Origin of the sequence: Paraburkholderia phenoliruptrix, assembly GCF_902859825.1 — a bacterium.
Taxonomy (GTDB): Bacteria; Pseudomonadota; Gammaproteobacteria; order Burkholderiales; family Burkholderiaceae; genus Paraburkholderia; species Paraburkholderia phenoliruptrix.
Genome location: NZ_CADIKB010000025.1, coordinates 39,755 through 56,783 on the forward strand (window position 1 = coordinate 39,755; position 17,029 = coordinate 56,783).

Sequence of the window (17,029 nt, forward strand, 5' to 3'; positions counted from 1 at the left end):
CAAGTTCTGCCTTTTTCCGCCGTAGTCCGTAAAAAGGCTCCCGATCCGCGGCCCAGGCAGAACCGCGCTAAAGGCGTCGCAACCGGCGTTCGATTCGTGCAGTACCCCTTTCACCCTCACGGAAAACACGATGTCCTCACTCCGCACCCGCATTCTGATCATTTCGTCGGCGACCGTCATCGGCGCACTCGCGCTTTCCGGTGCCGCGACCTACGTCACGGTGCGCGCCAATACGATGGAGACGATCGAGCAGAACCTGACCGCCATTGCGGGCGCCAATACACTCGCCATCGACAAATGGGTTGCAGCCAAGGCACAAGCGGTGAAGGCCACTGCGGAAGAAGTCGAGCACGGCGATCCACAAGGCTTCGTCAAGCATCTGGGTAACGCCGACGGTTTCCCGATCACCACCGTCGGCTGGACGGACAAGAGTTTCTTTTCGACGAGTCCGGGCACACCGAAAGACTATGACCCGACCGCGCGTCCCTGGTATAAGGCGGCGATTGCAGCAGGCACGCTGATCGTGACGAAGCCGTACGGCGATGCGTCCACGGGCGTGCCTTATGTTTCCTTTGCTGCACCGATGATTCGCAATGGCGAGCCGACCGGTGCATTGAGCGGCGCGGTGCCGCTCGAAGGCGTGCGCGAAGTGGTGGCGGCCGTCCACCCCACGCCTGCAAGTCTCGCGTTTGTCGTCGCGCGCGACGGTCAGGTGATCGCGCATCCGGATGCGAAGCTGACGCTCAAGCAGGCGACCGACATTTCCGCGGCCCTCACGCCCGATGCGCTCGCTTCGCTTGCGCAGGCCACCGCGCCGCTGCAAGTCGAACTGGGCGGCGCCGCCAAGCTGCTCAAGGCGCAACCGGTGCATGGCACCGACTGGTATCTGGTCATTGCACTCGACAAGGCGGAAGCCACCGCAGGTCTCGGCAACGTGCTCAAAGCACTGGGCGTGGCAATGGTGTTGCTGACGCTGGCTGCCGTGGGCGTCGCTGCATTCTTTACGTCGCACTCGTTCCGCAGCCTCTCGAAGGTGCGCGACGCGATGGATAAGATCGGCTCGGGGAGCGGCGACCTTTCGCATCGTCTGCCGGTTGTCGGCAATGACGAGGTCTCGCAAATCTCCGCGTCGTTCAATGCTTTCGTCGAGAAAATCGGCGCGGTGCTGCATGAAGTGCGGGCCGGCGTCGAGAACATGAAGACGGCGACGAGCGAAATCGAAATGGGTAACCGCGATCTGTCGCAACGCACGGAGACGTCGGCTTCCAATTTGCAGAACACGTCTGCCGCGCTGACGGAATTGACAGCGAGCGTCAAACAGTCCGCCGAAGCCGCCGTCGAAGCGACGCGGCTCGCGACGTCGGCGAGCCAGGCCGCGGCACGCGGCGGCGAAGTGGTCACGAGCGCGGTCAGCACGATGGACGAGATTGCGAAGTCGTCCGCGCGCATCACTGAAATTATCGGCGTGATCGACAGCATCGCATTTCAGACCAATATTCTGGCGCTGAACGCGGCGGTGGAAGCGGCGCGTGCCGGCGAAAACGGCCGCGGCTTTGCCGTTGTCGCCGGTGAAGTGCGCACCCTGGCGCAGCGCTGCGCGACAGCGGCGCGCGAGATCAAGGACCTGATTCAGGCGTCCGAAGCAAGTGTCGGCACGGGCGCGCAGCGTGTGCAGGCGGCCGGCTCGGCAATGCAGGAGATCGTGGAAGGCATTGACCGTGTGAATCGCGTCATTGCCGAGATCGACGGCGCGATGAGCGAGCAGAGCGCGGGGATCAGTCAGATCGACCGCAGCGTCGCGGAGATGGATCAGGCCACGCAGCAGAATGCGGCGCTTGTCGAGCAGTCAACAGCCGCTTCGGCGACGTTGAATGAACAGGCGCATGGATTGTCGAAGGTCGTGGGGTTGTTCCGGCTGGGGTGAATGAGGGTGAATCCGGGTGAATCCCGTTACTTAGGGCTGCACGGTAACTGCACCGGTCTTTGCGTCGATATAGTAGTCGACTCGCTGCAAAGCGGGCGATGTGTCGGCGGCCCCCGCCGGCGGAGTATGGCTGACGACGGTATGCTTGCGCTTGCCCTTCGGTTTCGCTGCCGCGCCAGCCGGGCGATCTGAGCTCGCGCTGCTGGACGGCGGGACGGCCGATTGCGTTCCGCGCGTTTCGAGAACCACATGCCATACCGCGCTGGGTGATCCGCTACCGCCCGCTCCCGGAATGAGATCGACGGAGGCGACACGCTTGATGTCCTGCGCGTTCGGCGCTGCCTTTTTTGCAGCCTCGATGGCCAGTGTCGCGGAACCGACCGCCACGTTTTGCGGCGGCCTGTGCACCACACTGTCATAGTTGAGCGCGGCGAACAGGCCGAGGAACAGCATACCCACGCCGAAAGACAGAAACGTGCCCAGCGTGAACAGTTGCCGCAGGCGATTGTCGCCCGCCTTGAATGCCTTCTCGGCACTCCTGCCCGCCGTGTCGAGATTATTGATGAGCGTAGCGAGGACGTAGATGGCGAGGAGTATGACGAGGCCGAGCAGGCCCCATGACGCTTTCAACAGCCATTCCGCGCGCAGGTTGCCGGTGGCGGGCCCCAGAATGTCCTTGATAAAGCCGATGGTCAGTGCAAGCGTCGCACTCGCGATGGTGACCGTTTGCTTCAGATGTTCCAGCAGAACGTCGTGCGCTTTCATCCGCGCGGTGAATAGTTGGCTTCGGATATACAACCTGTCGGTCGACGGCGAGCCTGGCGCATCGGGGTCGACCCAATCGGTCTGGGTGCGCGCCGGTGGAGCCGGAGCGGGCGCTTGAGCCGGAGCGGGCGCCGGAGTGGCGCCAGGCGTCGGTGGAGGGACCGTGCTCATTGCATGACCGCTTGAAGATTCCCGACCTTAATCGGGTGTCGGCGTCCACGGAAACTTGCTTAGTTCGCCGAAATGGTGGACCACGTGCAGCGCGCGATTGAAGGTCAGTTTGCGGTTGCCGTAGGTGGAGCCGTAATAGTCGAAGAAGGCGTCGTCGCCAAAAAACGTGTCCAGCAGTTCTTCGATGCGGTTTAAGCGCGTCCTGTTTTCTTCTTCCGCTTCTTGCGCATGCAGGGTCAACGCGAAGAGGTGCAGCGCATTGATGGATACGTCGATGTGGTGCGACACGAACCGCTCTTCGATCCGCCTGACAGTGTCAATGGTGCGTTCGCTGACCTCGAATTCGACCCGTGCCATGATCAATCTCCCGGAAGGCCACACATCTGCGCAATTAGGCGCGAAAAATGTGTTGCCGACTGTGCGCTGGCGCACAGTCGGATCGATGCGGCATGTGCGTGGGGATAAAACCACGAGCGGTGAGGTACGCGTGCCGTCGCGCCCCCTAAAAGGCGGAATTCAGATTAACGTCCACCTCGCGTTCGAATGCAATTTGCGGCGCTATCAAACGTTTTCGATCAGCCACCGCCTCCCGCCCCGCCATAAAATATCCTCGCGTCCAACAGCGTCGGACAGGAGGCGCCATGAAAACCCGCACACGGTTTATCGTCGCAACATTCGCGCTGTTTGTTGCTCTCGCGGTGCTCTTCGTCCCTTTACCGCCGCGGCTTCGATTCGACACGCGCATCGTTTCTACCGCGTCGATACAGCGCCCTCCTCCGGTTGTGTTCGATTACGTCACGACGCCAGCTCACTGGCCGGACTGGCACCCGTCGTCACTGGCGGTCAGCGGCACAGTGGACCATCCCGTCGATGTGGACGAGCAGGTGACAGAGGCATTCAGTGTGGCCGGCCGACGCGGCCAGGTTGTATGGACCGTCGCTCAACGCGTGCGCCCCAGCCGATGGGTCATAGCAGGAAAGATTGATGGCAGAGCCGCCGGCACGGTCAGCTATTCTCTGAGCCCGACCGTCGACGGAACCGCGTTCGAACGCGAGTTCACTTATCGCGCGCCGTCGTTGTGGTTCGCGGTATTGAACTGGGCTGTGCTGCGCGGGCGGATTCAATCGGAATCGGACACGGCAGTCTTGCAACTGAAGGGCCGTCTGGAAGCGTCGTCGCAGCAGTAGCCCAATCCAGGCAGTCGCCGCACCGCCCCAGCATATGCCCTTCAGAATCCGGCCTCTTTAGCCGTTTACACGAGTTCCGAGGCAACAGCCGACTCACCCGCCGCGAGCCGCGGCGCCTGTTCTGCCTGCACGCGCTGGACTTTCCGGAATCAGCGGATGCAGGACCAGGATACACAGGAACTCGTCACCATGAAATTGTTTGCCAGCCTCAAGCTGAATCAGAAACTCGTCGGCGCATTGTTGTTTTCGGCCTTCGTCACCGCCGTTGTCGGCAGCGTCGGCGCCGTCAAGGTGCGCGAACTCGCGACCATGCAGACCGCCATGTACGACAGCGAGGTCGTGCCCATCCGGCAGATCGGCACCGCTGCGTGGCAGGCTGCGGCGCACTATCGACGGCTCTACGATTACGTCGTGAAAACCGACCCGAAGGGTCGTGAAGAGACGCTCACGTTCAACAAGAGCGGCGAGGCGGCAATCGTCACCGCGTTCGACTACGAGCGCACGCATCAATTCGACGATCGGCAAAAGCAGTTGCTGGCCGAGTTCGACGCCACGTGGCCGGTCTATCTCGCGTCGGTGCAAAAAGTCGAGGAGCTCGCGCGGCAAGGCGACCAGAATGGCGCGCTTGCCGAGATGCGCGAGAACACCGACGGGCTGCATGTGAAGATCCGCAAGATCCTGATCGAGTTTTCCAACCTGCGCGATGCGTCGGCAAAGGCGCGTGCCGAGGCGGGCGTGGCCCTCGTCGGCGACGTCACCTGGTGGATCGTCGGTTGTGCGGTCGTGGGCGTCGGCATTGCGCTTGCCATGGGTCTCGCGGTCACGCGCTCGATCGTGCGGCAGATCGGCGGCGAACCCGCGAAAGTCGCAAGCCTCGTCGAGCAGATCGCCGAAGGCGACCTTCAAACGGCGATCGACACCAGCACGGTCGGCGGCAACAGCGTGCTGCACGCCGTCGCGCTCATGCAGCGCCGTCTGGCCACTGCAATTGGCTCGATTCGCACGGGCACCGAAATGGTGACGGTGGCCTCGCGGGAAATCGCAGCGGGCAACATCGACCTCTCCTCGCGCACGGAACAACAGGCGGCTTCGCTCGAAGAAACCGCGTCGAGCATGACGCAGCTCACCGAGACCGTCAAACAGAACGCCGACAATGCCCGCCAGGCCAACGCCCTCGCGACGCGAGCGACCGACATCGCCGATGCCGGCAATGACGCAGTGCACGGAATGGTGGATACGATCGGCCAGATCAGCAGCAGCTCGAGCAAGATTTCCGACATCACGGGCACCATCGAAGGCATCGCGTTCCAGACCAATATCCTCGCGTTGAATGCCGCCGTCGAAGCGGCCCGCGCCGGCGAACAGGGCCGCGGCTTTGCCGTGGTCGCAAGCGAGGTTCGCAGCCTCGCGCAACGTTCGGCATCGGCGGCGAAGGAGATCAAGGAGTTGATCGGCTCGTCGGTCGCCATGATTCAGGACGGCGCGAAGCAGGCCACGGAAGTCGGCGCAACGATGGACGAAGTCAAGCAGGCCATCAAGCAGGTGTCGGACATCGTCGGCGAAATTGCGGCGGCTTCCGAGGAGCAAAGCCGCGGCATCGAACAGGTGAATCGCGCCGTCGTGCAGATGGACGCGGTGACGCAGCAGAACGCAGCGCTCGTCGAGGAGGCAGCCGCCGCTGCGCAGTCGCTCGAAGAGCAGGCCGTCAAACTGAACGGCGCGGTGTCGATCTTCCGCGTCGCGGGCGCTCAGCAGGGCGCCACGCCCGCCGTGCCCGCCATGGCGCCGCGCGCGCGCGCGGCTGCCGCACCGGCTCTCAGGAAGACGCCGGCGAGCCGGCCTGCTGCGCCGCGGCCAAGCGGATCGTCTGCTGCCAGTGAGCAGGCTGCGCCTCGCAAGAATGAGCCGGTAGCGGCGGCCGTCGCCATGCCGGCGGTCGCTGAGAAGCTGTCCGGCAAAGCGTCCGATTCGGATTGGGAGACCTTCTAGCCCGCAGGGGCGTCACCACGGCGCCCTGCTTTCGCTCCTGCCGAACCGCACGACGCGCGCTTCCGCTTTGTCTACGGCACACACGGGCGCGCCAAGCAACTGCCGCTCATGCAAATCGAGAATGGCGATAATCGGGAAACAGTCGGCGCTTTCAATTATCCAGACATCGCGGCTCGCGCCGCGAGCCGCGGCATCGAGAATATGCTCGGCGTCGAGATAAACCTCGCGCTCCACCGCACCAAAACCCGCCTCCTGAAGATACCAGGCGAGATAAAGCACCTTAACGAGTTTAGCCAGCAATTCGCCGTTACCCTTGCCCGCTTTAAAGGCGGCCAATGCCAGATGCCAGCCGAGCGACTGCTCGCGCACGTACGCGACCGCGTGAGGCAACAGCTGCGATTTGGCCAGCGGTTTTCTGCGCGTCTGATTTCCCGATGGCCTTTTTTTCCGATTCTGCGACATGGATCGATTTTATGTTCTTGACGCTATTTTTTAGTTTCAGCATCGTAATGCACCCGAACGATAAATCAATCGCGGCGCGCGAGTTTTAACACAATTAATCAATATGCCTTGAGCATATGGCTTTCAAGATGGCTTTTTTATGTCGGTTCGTGCCTGAATGCGGAGATAAATCCGACGCGCGGAAATTAAAAAAATCAAATAGGCGGATTTGCGTGGGCCGCCCAAGGCGTTTCCAATCAGAAAAGCTGGCCCCTCGCGCGAGCGTCGCGCCGCGAGGCTAGCCGCGCGACTCCCAATGTTATTATCGGAAACACTGAATACACCCGCCGTCAGTCGCAACCCGCGCAGCAGCTTATGGACACCAATACCACCAAGCCCGCAGAACCTTCCACCGCCGACCTCGGCCGGCGCGTGCGCGCCGCCCGTCAGTCGCAGGACCTGACGCTCGAAACCGCGAGCCGCCTGTGCGGCGTGTCGCGCTCCACGCTCTCCAAGGTCGAAAACGGCCTCATGTCCCCCACTTTCGACGTGCTGCAGAAAATCGTTCTGGGTCTGAAGATCGAAATTGGCGAGTTGTTCGGCTCGACGCCGAAGGTCAGCGCAAGCGGACGCCGCGCGTTGACGCGCAAAGGCGAGGGCCAGCGCCACGCCTATCGCGGCTATCAAATGGAATTGCTCGCCACCGAACTCGCGCACAAGGCGATGCTGCCGTTTCGCATCCGCATTTCAGCGCATACGCTCGACGCCTTCGACGACTGGGGCCGTCACGAAGGCGAAGAATTTCTGTATGTGATCAGCGGCAGCGTGTGCCTCTATTCCGAGCTGTATGCGCCGACGCATCTGAATGCCGGGGACAGTCTCTACTTCGACAGCCGCACGGGCCACGCCGCGGTGTCGACAAGTGAAGAGGACGCCGAAGTATTATGGATGGCGACGAGCGCCGATCTCCCGCAAGCGCCGGCCGTCAGCGAATCGCCGAAGACATAACGCGATTTCCGCGCGTCACGCGCGGGCCTGGGCAAGCGCGTTGAGGTTGCCCTCGCCGAATCCATGGTGCCCCTGGCGTTGCACGATCTCGAAGAAAATCTCGCCGGCGCGACGGCGCACGAAGGTCTGGAAGAACAATTGCGGTACGCCGTCGGCGCCGATCTCGCCATCCACGAGAAGGTGCGTGCGCTTCAGCCGCGCGACGTCGAGGCCATGTCCCGGCAAACGCGCGTCCAACTGCTCGTAGTAGCGCGGCGGCGGCTCCACGAACTCGACGCCGTTGGCCAGCAGTTGCTCGACGCAACTGAAGATATCGTCCGTTGCCAGCGCAATGTGCTGCACGCCCTCGCCCGGATGATCGGGCAAGTACTGGTGCATCAAATCGGTCCGGCGCGTGCCCTCTTCATAGAGCGGAATGCGGATCGCGCCGCACGGCGACACCATCACGCGCGATTCCGCCGACACGTGCCAGTTGGCGTGCAGTTCGTGGATCTCGCGGAAATTCAGCAGATCGCGATAGAAGTCGAGCCACTCCTGCATGCGGCCCTGCCCGACCGTTTGCGTCAGATGATCCACGGCGATAAGGCCGGTGCCCGCGTGGCTCAGGTCGGCGTGTGCGGTATCGATCTGTATCGGACGGAAGTCGATGTCGAAGATGGAGATATCGCCGAGCCCGCCGCGCTGGCCGCCGCGCCCGCGCCAACGGTCGACGAAGTAGATGTGCGAGTCGCCAATGCCCTGAATCGCCGGAATCAGCAATTCGCCAGCGCCGATGCGCTCGCCTTCGAACGCCCACGCGCCCAGTTCGATTGCGCGGTCGAAAGCGCGCTGCGCGTCGGCCACGCGAATGCCGATGGCGCAAATGCCCGCGCCGTATTCCTCGGCGTAGCGCGCGGCGAATGAATCAGGCTCCGCGTTGATCAGAAAATTCATTTCGCCCTGCCGGTAGAGCGTGACGTCCTTGCTGATGTGGCGCGCAATCGCCTTGAAGCCGAGCCGGGTGAACGTGTCGCCAAGCGCCTGCGGATCGCGCGAGGCGAATTCCACGAATTCCAAGCCGGCCGTGCCGAGCGGATTGTGCTCGGGCGCGGACACGGCGCGAAGCGCGGCCTCGGGTGTGGGCAAGTCGCTGGGCATGGCAATCTCCTTTACTGTCTTTCGAGGCTGACTTTCGACGCTGTCTTCCGCGCTGTTTCACATATTGCTGATCGCGTGCAAACCGCGCTGAACTCGCAGTGTGACACTGCCCAAGCGATGTGACGCTACGTCGCTCGGTCGTCGGCGGTTGATGCACCGTGTTTTTACACCGGCTCGCGCCCGCTTCGCAACTTCATTTTGTACTGAATGGTTCACCACGGCGGCGCATTGCGCGCGCGTTAAAGTCACGCGCCGAACCTGTCAGCTGGCGGGCGCCGTGCGGCGCACCCGCTTGCGTGGCACTTTGCTCGCCGCCACGCCGCCGCTCGCCGCCATCCTCAATTGCGCGACTTCCCGCACGGCGTCGATAAACGCTCGCCCCACCGGCGAGGGCTGCGTGTCGGAGCGCCGGATCAGGCCGACCGGTTCGTCGGTGCCCGCAAACGGCAGCGGCAGGCGCACGAACATGCCGTGCGCGAGTTCGTATTCCACCGCGCTCAGCGGCACGAACCAGACGGCGTCGTTCTCGAGCGTCAACGCACGGCCCGTCGAAACCGACAATACTTCGACAAACGCGGACAACGGCAGCACGCCCCACGCGCTCAACAGACTGTCCGCCGACTGCCGGATCAGCGTGCCGAACGGCGGCAACACCACCGGAAAATCCTGCAATGCAGCGGACGGCAGGCCCGGCGCGGCATCGAGCGGATGCCCTGCCCGCACGACAGCGATCAACGGCTCGCTGAACAACTGCTCGAAACTGAGGCCGACCATTCGCTCGGGATCGGCGAGCCGGCCGACCGCGAACTCGATCGTGCCTGCTTTCAGGCGCTCGAGCAGTTCGGGATTCGCGCCGGTTGCGAGACGCACGATCACGCGCGGCCACAGCGACCCGAAGCGCTTGAGGACAGGCGGCATCAGCGCGCCGGCGACGGTCGGCAGAATGCCGACTTCGAGCGTGGCCGCAGCCGCGCCTTCGGCGCGCGCGAGCAGATCGACACCCTGGCGCAGCGCGCTCACGCAGGCGCTTGCGTGCGGCATGAAAAGTTGCCCCTCGCGCGTCGGCACGGCCCCGTGACGGCCGCGCTCGAACAGTTTCACGCCGAGCATGGCTTCGAGTTCGGCGACCGTTTTCGAGACGGCAGGTTGCGTGATCGACAGGCTGTCAGCCGCCCGCTGGACGCTCCCGAACTGAGCCACGGCCAGAAAGCACTGCAGATGACGGAATTTGACGCGGCTGTCCGCGAGACTTCGTTGCATAACGGAAGGTTATACGAAAAGAGCCAAAACGTCATTTTTCATAACCGTACAGTTTGGATAAAGTGACTCCACAACGTCGTATCTCACAATCCCCGAAGGAGACACTGATGGACGATTCCTTTTTGAGCGCGCGCGATTTCGCGTCGCATCCCGAGTACATCTATCCGAGCTACGGTTCGTCGGTAAAACGCGGCCCGACTCGCCCGCTGATTCCGCTGAAGGAAAGGCTGCGCGACCAGCGCGTGCCCGTCTACGGCGCGGAAGACCTCGGCGCGCTCGACAACGATCTCACACGCAATGCCGTGCGCAACGGCGAACCGCTTGGCGAACGCATCATCGTGACGGGCCGCGTGCTCGACGAGGGCGGCCGCCCGGTGCGCAACACGCTCGTCGAAATCTGGCAGGCCAACGCGGCGGGCCGCTATGTGCACAAGGTCGATCAGCACGACGCGCCGCTCGATCCGAACTTCCTCGGCGCGGGCCGCTGCATCACGGACAACGAAGGCCGTTATCGTTTTCTGACGATCAAACCCGGCGCCTACCCGTGGGGCAATCACCCGAACGCGTGGCGTCCGAATCACATTCACTTTTCGCTGTTCGGCGAGCACTTCGGCTCGCGCCTCGTCACGCAGATGTATTTCCCGGGCGACCCGCTGCTCGCGTTCGATCCGATCTTTCAGGGCACGCCCGAGCACGCGCGTGACCGTCTGATCGCGAACTTCTCGCTCGACACCACGCAAGAAGCCTACGCGCTCGGCTACGACTTCGACATCGTGCTGCGCGGCCGCAACGAAACTCCGATGGAGCGCTAAGCCATGACCACTCTCAAGCAAACGCCCTCCCAGACGGTGGGACCGTACTTCGCGTACGGCCTGTGCCCGCAGCAATACGACTTCGACTTCAAGAGCCTGTTCACGCCGGTTCTGGCAGACCGCGAGGCCGCCGGCGAACACATCACGCTGGTGGGCCAGGTGTTCGACGGCGACGGCAACGCAATCGGCGACGCCATGCTCGAAGTGTCGCAAGTGGACGCGAACGGCCGCTATCCCGAGTCGCGCGAAGAAATCCTGAAGAGCGGTTTTCGCGGCTTTGCGCGGGTCGGCACGGGCACGGATCCGCACAAGCGCTTTGTCGTGGAAACGATCAAGCCCGGCCGCGTGAGCGCGGACGAGGCGCCGCATCTGAATGTGATCGTCACGATGCGCGGCATGCTGCTGCACACGTTCACGCGCATCTACTTCGAGGACGAAGCCGAAGCAAACGCGCGCGATCCGGTATTGACGGCCGTTCCCGCCGATCGCCGCGACACCTTGATTGCGCGCCGCGATCCGAACACGGCCAACGTGTATCGCTTCGACATCCACATGCAGGGCGACAAGGAAACGGTATTTTTCGACCTGTAAGGCGGATTCTCTACACTTTCATTCAGCTTTCACCTACACTGAAGGCGATCCGTCCTGCGACTGGATCACGAAACTCCGAGTAGTTAAGCCCGCCTTGCGCGGGCTTTTTTTTGCGCCTGCTTAAGACGGCCGCGCTTCACGGTAACGAGCAACGCAGCCAGCGGCGGATTCGGATCACGTCCGCAATATGGTCGCGCGGACCGGGCGCGCCCAGCACGACAATGTCGATGGGCCTGCCGTGCACCATCATTCTGACGACCACGCAGTGCCCCGCCTCATTGATAAAGCCGGTTTTCTGCAGCACGATCGACCGGTCGCCGCCTCTCACGAGCGCATTGGAGTTGTGATAGCTCAGGCTCGCGCGCGGGCCGCCTGGAAACACCATCTGATCGCGGTCCGTCGAATACGCGCGAATCAGCGGATAGCGGCTCGCCGCGGCTACGAGCCGAGCGAGGTCGCGCGCCGTCGACACGTTATGCGGCGACAAGCCGGTGCCATTCACGAACGACGTGCGGCGCATGCCGAGCGCGCGCGCCTTGGCGTTCATCGCGGCGACAAAGCCGGGTCGGCCGCCGGCGTAGTCGCGGCTCAACGCGGCCGCCGCGCGATTCTCCGACGACATCAGCGCAATATGCAGCATGTCGTGGCGAGACAGCACCGAGCCCACGCTCAGGCGCGAACCGGTGAACTTGTCGAAATCCTGATCCTGAACCGTGACGCGAAGCGGCGCGTCGAGCGCATGGCGTGCATCGAGCGACACGACCGCCGTCATTAGTTTGGATACCGAAGCAATCGGCATCACGCGATCGGCCTCTTTTTCAGTGAGCACGGTCTGCGTTCGCTCGTCGACGACAAACACTGAGCGCGCGCGCAACGATGCGCGCGACCTCGGCGTATAGCCGCAGCGCGGCAACAGGCGCAGGCCCGCGTGCGCCGTTCCCGCGGCGTGTATCGCATTGCGTGAAGCCGCCGGCTGCCGGTTGCCCTGCCCTTGCATGCCCGCCGCGCGCTTCGGACCGCGCGGCTCGCGTGCGATGCGCGCGGCCTGCCGGCGGGATTTGGGCGCGAGCTTGCTCGCGTGCAGCGAATGCTCATGTTGGACGCCGTGCCTGCGCTTGTGTACGACGCGCTGCCGTGCCTTGCGCGCAACGGCTTTTTTCGCTTTGCCGCCGTTATGCGCTTTAGCCTTCGATACAGATCGCGCGGGCGGCGACACATGACGGCTTGCGCGCACCGACGCATGCGGGACCGGCTCGTGTGTCGCGCCGAACGTCCAGCCGACGTTCAGCCACAACAAGCCGATCAGGGCGACATAACGAAGCCAGCCAGCGAAATGAAAATCTGGAAATGACGATGAAGGAGTGGATTGACGATACGGCATGCAGCTTCCAGTTCTGTGCCGCGCGCGCCCATCGGGAAGAAAAGAAAGAGCGCGCCGCCGGCAACGACCCGGGGATGTTAAGGGAGATCGCCTGCACGATCAACGACCCAGGCACACGCCGGCGGCTCTGCGACCGGCCTGCAGGCTGCAGTCGCTCCGCTTGCGCTCAGCAGCGGAAGTGGTCGATGTTCTGTCCCGCGTAAATGGCGCGCGCGAGCCAGTCCGGCTTGTCGCCATGTCCGTCCCACGTATTGCCGAACGCGTCGCGATACATGACTGCGCGTTTCGCATTGGCGTCCGCCTCGATCGACTCGGCAAGCGCTTCAATCGTGATGCCGTATTCGTCCATGCGCCGGCGTATCCACACGACGAGGCGTTCACGCGCATTTCCGTCCTGGTCGAACAGCCGTTGTTGTTCTTCTCGCTCTTTCATGAGTACCGATATCGCAGCTAATAATGCTCGCGGTGGAAATAAAATGGGCTTGGCTAAAAGAACGCGAAGCCTGCGCGCTATTCACGCTTGATGGACATGCACTGCGTGCAAGCGAAACTTGCAACGCTTCTCCCGATGCGCAAAAATCGCATCTGGAAATCATGTACATAAAATCCAGGATTTGGGGAATTGGCCGCCATTGCTCGAACCGCGCCCGCGCGCCCCGGTGCCCCGGTGCCCCGAAGCAGCTTCAGCGTATGGAAGGCGATTCTAGCATTCAAATAATTTTGCTTGCAGCCAGCGTGCACGCCCTTGTATTCAGTAGGGCTTCTTATTGGTTATTGCATTATGCGTATCGTCGACGTGAAAGCGATGCAGTAAAACAGAGAACATCAGCTCAGCGTCCGTGCTATGTTCCGACGACACTGCGCGACACTGCGCATTGAAAACCCACGCACAGGAAAACGTACTAAAACTCGGGAAAGGAGACATTGCCATGCCAGCCTCAACTGCCGTCCTCACCATCCTCGCTGCGCTGCTATTGGGCGCGATGAGTCCGGGGCCGAGCTTCGTCATCGTCGCGCGCAATGCAATCGGTCTGTCGCGCGGCGACGGTCTTGCAACGGCACTCGGCATGGGAATCGGCGGCGTGTTCTTTAGCGGTATCGCGTTGCTCGGCTTGTACACGTTGCTTGCCACCGTCGAATGGCTTTATATCGGCCTCAAAGTAGCCGGCGGGTTTTACCTGGTTTATCTCGCCTCGAAGATCTGGCGCGGCGCCGCCAAACCGCTTGCATTCGACGCGGCCCAACGCGCCTCGACCAATCCACGCAAATCGTTCTGGATTGGCCTCAGTACGCAACTCAGCAATCCGAAAACAGCGGTGTACTACGGCAGTATCTTCGCCGCGCTTTTGCCGCAGCATCCGCCGCTGTGGTGTTATTTCGCGTTGCCGCCCGCGATCTTCGGCATCGAGGCGGGCTGGTACACCGTTGTCGCCTTATGCTTTTCGAGCAAGCGTCCGCGCGAAATCTATCTGCAGTGGAAGGCCTGGATCGATCGCATCGCCGCCGGCGCGGTCGCCGTTCTCGGCTTGCGTCTCATCGTGACGGCGCACAAAGTGGGCATCTGACACCGCGTCCAGAAAAGCGGCTTGGCCGGTGGCCGCGGCAAGCCGGCCCCAAACAGGGTCACATAGGCGAGCGCGAAGACAGAGAACAGTTACAAGTTAAATGTTGACGCTGGTGTGCCACAGCGGTTACTGTGGCACCCGAAGTTCAAGAAGTTCGATTGCTGTTCATCAATGTCTCGCTCCCTCAGCGGTATTCGTTGTCCTCTCCCTCCTTGACGCTTCTCCCGCTCTGTCGCAGGGCATATTTTCTATTTTCTTTTCTCAAGGATTCTTCATGGATACCGGTACCGTTAAGTGGTTCAACGACAGCAAAGGCTTCGGCTTCATCACGCCGGACAAGGGCGGCGACGACCTGTTCGCGCACTTCTCAGAAATCCGTGCTGACGGCTTCAAGACGCTCGCTGAAAATCAGAAGGTGAGCTTCGAAACGAAGCAAGGCCCCAAGGGTCTGCAAGCGGCCAACATCAAGCCACTCTAAGTCAAGTTTGAAGGGCTCGGTGTCCGGCATCGGACACCGGGCTGCAGCGACATCCTCGCGGAGCTTCGTCTCCCACAGTTGGCGCGCGATCGCTTTGGAGTTGCAGCCGTACCGGCAACTCGCCCGAGCGCCAAACGCCTCGTTGCACCTCATTCCCCTTTCGGCTTCAACGCCTTTTAGCTTTTCGGCTGTGTTCTGATTCGGCTCGCAATGGCTTCGAATCGGCTCGTCCGCGCGACTCAATGGAAGTTCGCACGGCGGGCGCGCACTCGCACATTATTAAAATACAAATGCAAAGCAAACATATTCATCATTACAACGGCTATGCCGTCAAACCTTCGGCGCATCGTCTGCCTGACGGTAGTTTCTCGTCCAACCTGCTGCTCGAACGCGCCGACAGTGCGCGCAGCGAAAGCTTGTATCAGTTCTACTCACTCGATTATTTCGCCGACGAAGAAGAGGCGCTGGAGCATTCGGCGCGCTGGGCGCACGAGTGGGTCGATACGCGCGGTTGACGTAACAATGAGCGCGCAAAGTTCGACGTTCTGACTTTTTGCCGCTTTCTGAAGAGGCACGGCTTCGCAACAGCCGCGCCTTGCCTGCCCGATTTTGCGGCACGCGGATAAAGAATCCGCTTCGACAGCCGTTATGCGAACTATGGCGCGGCCTCGCCCGCGCCCTTTCCCATTTCGCGCTCAACGCACTGTCGAATCCAATAATGAACCGACTGACACTGAAACAGAAGTTGTGGGTGCCGCTGCTGCTTTGCTGGGCGGCGCTGCTGATCGTCACCGTAGTCAACGCGTTCGAAGCGCGTAGCGCGCAGATGGACGCACGCCGATCGGCGCTTGCCGATGTCACCGACATGGCGGCGTCGATCGTCGCCGATTACGCGAAGCAGGCCGACGCCGGCAAGCTTTCCGTCGACGACGCCAAGCAGCAGGCCATCGCCCGCGTCGTCGCACAGCGCTACGGCAAGTCCGGCTACGTGACGATCGTGCGCAGCGACTCGGTGATGGTCGCTCACCCGATGAGCCCGCAACTCAACGGCAAGGACATGAGCGGCTTTCGCGACGCTAAGGGCAACGCGCTGTACCACGACATCGCCGCGGCAGGCGGTTCCGCCGAAGGCTCCGGCTACCTGCGCTACTGGTGGCCGAAACCCGGCGAGACGAAGCCGAGCGAAAAAATCGGCTATGTGAAGCGCTTCGCTCCGTGGAACTGGGACTTTATCGCCGGCGCCTATATGGACGACATCCAGGCGCAGTTCTACAGGACGCTGCTGCGCTCCGGCGCCATGCTGCTGGTGCTGGGTGTGCTGGTGTCGTTCGTCGCGTCGCGGGTGGTGCGCAACGTGTCGCGCTCGATCGGCGGGGAGCCGTCCGTGGCGGCGCACATCGCCATGCGCATCGCTCGCGGCGACCTGGCAACGCCTATCGACTTGCGCCGCGACGACTCGTCGAGTCTGCTCTTCTCGTTGCGCGAAATGCGCGATCAACTCGCGGCCACCGTCGCGCGCATCAAGAGTTCGGCGGAGACGATCACGGTGGCGTCGAAGGAAATCGCCGCAGGCAACCTCGACCTGTCGAGCCGCACGGAAGAACAGGCCGCGTCGTTGCAGCAAACCGCCGCCAGCATGGACGAACTCACCAAGACCGTCACGCAGAACGCCGACAACGCGGCAACCGCGTCCGAACTGGCGAAGGACGCGTCGAGCGTCGCCGCGCGCGGCGGCGAAGTCGTCAACGATGTAGTAGAGAAAATGGCCGGCATTACGGACAGTTCGCGCAAGATCGGCGAAATCATCAACGTGATCGAAGGCATTGCGTTCCAGACGAACATTCTCGCGCTCAATGCCGCCGTGGAAGCCGCGCGCGCCGGTGAGGAAGGACGCGGCTTCGCGGTCGTGGCGGGCGAGGTTCGCAATCTCGCGCAACGCAGCGCGACGGCAGCCAAAGAGATCAAGGTGCTGATCGACCAGTCCGTCCAACAGGTCGGCGAAGGTTCAACGCTGGCCGGCAAGGCGGGCAGCACGATCGGCGAGGTGGTCGAGGCCGTGCGCCGGGTCACGGCGATCATGAACGAGATCTCGGCGGCTTCGAAGGAACAAAGCTCCGGCATCGGCGAAGTGAACCTCGCGATTCGCCAGATGGACGACGTTACTCAGCGCAACGCGGCGCTGGTCGAGCAGGCCGCGGCCGCCGCAGGGTCGCTCGACGAGCAGACTGAGCAGTTGCGCGAAGCCGTCGCCGTGTTCAAGGTCGGACAGCCCGCCTGATCGCGCGAGCCGACTGACGAGAAGCCGCGGGTTGCGATTGCG

Annotated in this window: 17 protein-coding genes; 10 read left to right on the top strand and 7 right to left on the bottom strand. The window is 62.5% G+C overall.

Annotated elements, in window-relative coordinates:
• Positions 1–130 precede the first annotated feature (130 nt).
• The gene (locus HV711_RS22095) at positions 131–1,924 is read left to right on the top strand and encodes a methyl-accepting chemotaxis protein (RefSeq protein WP_014972867.1); all 1,794 of its coding nucleotides are present in this window, start codon (positions 131–133) and stop codon (positions 1,922–1,924) included.
• 30 nt (positions 1,925–1,954) lie between these two features.
• On the opposite strand, the gene HV711_RS22100 is transcribed toward HV711_RS22095, so the two are convergent.
• Positions 1,955–2,689, bottom strand: coding sequence for a hypothetical protein (locus HV711_RS22100; RefSeq protein ID WP_035483738.1), 735 nt, complete (start codon positions 2,687–2,689; stop codon positions 1,955–1,957).
• Between the two features lie 198 nt (positions 2,690–2,887).
• The gene (locus tag HV711_RS22105; RefSeq protein WP_013591526.1) at positions 2,888–3,217 is read right to left on the bottom strand and encodes a hypothetical protein; all 330 of its coding nucleotides are present in this window, start codon (positions 3,215–3,217) and stop codon (positions 2,888–2,890) included.
• A 284-nt stretch (positions 3,218–3,501) separates the two neighbouring features.
• Here HV711_RS22105 and HV711_RS22110 point away from each other — a divergent pair, with 284 nt between their 5' ends.
• Together HV711_RS22110 and HV711_RS22115 are read left to right on the top strand one after the other, a co-directional pair.
• The gene (locus HV711_RS22110; protein WP_035483741.1) at positions 3,502–4,047 is read left to right on the top strand and encodes an SRPBCC family protein; all 546 of its coding nucleotides are present in this window, start codon (positions 3,502–3,504) and stop codon (positions 4,045–4,047) included.
• A gap of 189 nt (positions 4,048–4,236) precedes the next feature.
• Positions 4,237–6,036, top strand: coding sequence for a methyl-accepting chemotaxis protein (locus HV711_RS22115; protein WP_035483787.1), 1,800 nt, complete (start codon positions 4,237–4,239; stop codon positions 6,034–6,036).
• 12 nt (positions 6,037–6,048) lie between these two features.
• On the opposite strand, the gene HV711_RS22120 is transcribed toward HV711_RS22115, so the two are convergent.
• Positions 6,049–6,405, bottom strand: coding sequence for a hypothetical protein (locus HV711_RS22120; RefSeq protein ID WP_244142719.1), 357 nt, complete (start codon positions 6,403–6,405; stop codon positions 6,049–6,051).
• 447 nt (positions 6,406–6,852) lie between these two features.
• Between HV711_RS22120 and HV711_RS22125 the strand changes: the two genes are divergently transcribed.
• Positions 6,853–7,485 carry a helix-turn-helix domain-containing protein gene (locus tag HV711_RS22125; RefSeq protein WP_014972857.1) on the top strand — a complete coding sequence of 211 codons (633 nt, stop codon included), beginning with the start codon at positions 6,853–6,855 and terminating at the stop codon, positions 7,483–7,485.
• A 15-nt stretch (positions 7,486–7,500) separates the two neighbouring features.
• Here HV711_RS22125 and HV711_RS22130 read toward each other — a convergent pair whose 3' ends face one another.
• Complete coding sequence (locus HV711_RS22130; protein WP_035483746.1) at positions 7,501–8,622, bottom strand: 4-hydroxyphenylpyruvate dioxygenase family protein; 1,122 nt, start codon at positions 8,620–8,622, stop codon at positions 7,501–7,503.
• 261 nt (positions 8,623–8,883) lie between these two features.
• Positions 8,884–9,882 (bottom strand): pca operon transcription factor PcaQ, encoded by a 999-nt coding sequence (gene pcaQ / locus HV711_RS22135; RefSeq protein WP_035483749.1) that lies wholly within the window; start codon positions 9,880–9,882, stop codon positions 8,884–8,886.
• Between the two features lie 107 nt (positions 9,883–9,989).
• On the opposite strand from pcaQ, the gene pcaH reads away from it, so the two are divergent.
• Both pcaH and pcaG read left to right on the top strand, forming a co-directional pair.
• Entirely contained in the window at positions 9,990–10,694 is a 705-nt protein-coding gene (gene pcaH, locus HV711_RS22140) for a protocatechuate 3,4-dioxygenase subunit beta (protein WP_013591519.1), read from the top strand.
• 3 nt (positions 10,695–10,697) lie between these two features.
• Complete coding sequence (pcaG, locus tag HV711_RS22145; protein ID WP_028361761.1) at positions 10,698–11,285, top strand: protocatechuate 3,4-dioxygenase subunit alpha; 588 nt, start codon at positions 10,698–10,700, stop codon at positions 11,283–11,285.
• A 136-nt stretch (positions 11,286–11,421) separates the two neighbouring features.
• Here pcaG and HV711_RS22150 read toward each other — a convergent pair whose 3' ends face one another.
• Together HV711_RS22150 and HV711_RS22155 are read right to left on the bottom strand one after the other, a co-directional pair.
• Positions 11,422–12,666, bottom strand: a complete 1,245-nt coding sequence (locus HV711_RS22150; protein ID WP_035483751.1) for a serine hydrolase — start codon at positions 12,664–12,666, stop codon at positions 11,422–11,424.
• 166 nt (positions 12,667–12,832) lie between these two features.
• Positions 12,833–13,099: an H-NS family nucleoid-associated regulatory protein gene (locus HV711_RS22155; RefSeq protein ID WP_014972854.1), complete on the bottom strand. Its 267-nt coding sequence runs from the start codon at positions 13,097–13,099 to the stop codon at positions 12,833–12,835.
• A 496-nt stretch (positions 13,100–13,595) separates the two neighbouring features.
• Here HV711_RS22155 and HV711_RS22160 point away from each other — a divergent pair, with 496 nt between their 5' ends.
• The 4 genes from HV711_RS22160 to HV711_RS22175 all read left to right on the top strand — a co-directional run bounded on the left by HV711_RS22160 (position 13,596) and on the right by HV711_RS22175 (position 16,987).
• Entirely contained in the window at positions 13,596–14,231 is a 636-nt protein-coding gene (locus HV711_RS22160) for a LysE family translocator (RefSeq protein WP_035483753.1), read from the top strand.
• Between the two features lie 274 nt (positions 14,232–14,505).
• Positions 14,506–14,709, top strand: coding sequence for a cold-shock protein (locus tag HV711_RS22165; protein ID WP_013591514.1), 204 nt, complete (start codon positions 14,506–14,508; stop codon positions 14,707–14,709).
• A gap of 290 nt (positions 14,710–14,999) precedes the next feature.
• On the top strand, positions 15,000–15,224 hold the full coding sequence (locus HV711_RS22170) for a hypothetical protein (protein ID WP_035483788.1): 225 nt from the start codon (positions 15,000–15,002) through the stop codon (positions 15,222–15,224).
• A 203-nt stretch (positions 15,225–15,427) separates the two neighbouring features.
• Positions 15,428–16,987 carry a methyl-accepting chemotaxis protein gene (locus HV711_RS22175; protein ID WP_028361757.1) on the top strand — a complete coding sequence of 520 codons (1,560 nt, stop codon included), beginning with the start codon at positions 15,428–15,430 and terminating at the stop codon, positions 16,985–16,987.
• The last annotated feature ends 42 nt before the right edge of the window (positions 16,988–17,029 follow it).

Coding starts and splice junctions, on each gene's coding strand:
- pcaG (WP_028361761.1), top strand. CDS start 10,698: ATGACCACTCTCAAGCAAACGCCCTCCCAGACGGTGGGACCGTACTTC.
- HV711_RS22130 (WP_035483746.1), bottom strand. CDS start 8,622: ATGCCCAGCGACTTGCCCACACCCGAGGCCGCGCTTCGCGCCGTGTCC.
- HV711_RS22155 (WP_014972854.1), bottom strand. CDS start 13,099: ATGAAAGAGCGAGAAGAACAACAACGGCTGTTCGACCAGGACGGAAAT.
- HV711_RS22160 (WP_035483753.1), top strand. CDS start 13,596: ATGCCAGCCTCAACTGCCGTCCTCACCATCCTCGCTGCGCTGCTATTG.
- HV711_RS22115 (WP_035483787.1), top strand. CDS start 4,237: ATGAAATTGTTTGCCAGCCTCAAGCTGAATCAGAAACTCGTCGGCGCA.
- HV711_RS22100 (WP_035483738.1), bottom strand. CDS start 2,689: ATGAAAGCGCACGACGTTCTGCTGGAACATCTGAAGCAAACGGTCACC.
- pcaH (WP_013591519.1), top strand. CDS start 9,990: ATGGACGATTCCTTTTTGAGCGCGCGCGATTTCGCGTCGCATCCCGAG.
- HV711_RS22105 (WP_013591526.1), bottom strand. CDS start 3,217: ATGGCACGGGTCGAATTCGAGGTCAGCGAACGCACCATTGACACTGTC.
- HV711_RS22150 (WP_035483751.1), bottom strand. CDS start 12,666: ATGCCGTATCGTCAATCCACTCCTTCATCGTCATTTCCAGATTTTCAT.
- HV711_RS22125 (WP_014972857.1), top strand. CDS start 6,853: ATGGACACCAATACCACCAAGCCCGCAGAACCTTCCACCGCCGACCTC.
- HV711_RS22110 (WP_035483741.1), top strand. CDS start 3,502: ATGAAAACCCGCACACGGTTTATCGTCGCAACATTCGCGCTGTTTGTT.
- HV711_RS22170 (WP_035483788.1), top strand. CDS start 15,000: ATGCAAAGCAAACATATTCATCATTACAACGGCTATGCCGTCAAACCT.
- pcaQ (WP_035483749.1), bottom strand. CDS start 9,882: ATGCAACGAAGTCTCGCGGACAGCCGCGTCAAATTCCGTCATCTGCAG.
- HV711_RS22165 (WP_013591514.1), top strand. CDS start 14,506: ATGGATACCGGTACCGTTAAGTGGTTCAACGACAGCAAAGGCTTCGGC.
- HV711_RS22095 (WP_014972867.1), top strand. CDS start 131: ATGTCCTCACTCCGCACCCGCATTCTGATCATTTCGTCGGCGACCGTC.
- HV711_RS22175 (WP_028361757.1), top strand. CDS start 15,428: ATGAACCGACTGACACTGAAACAGAAGTTGTGGGTGCCGCTGCTGCTT.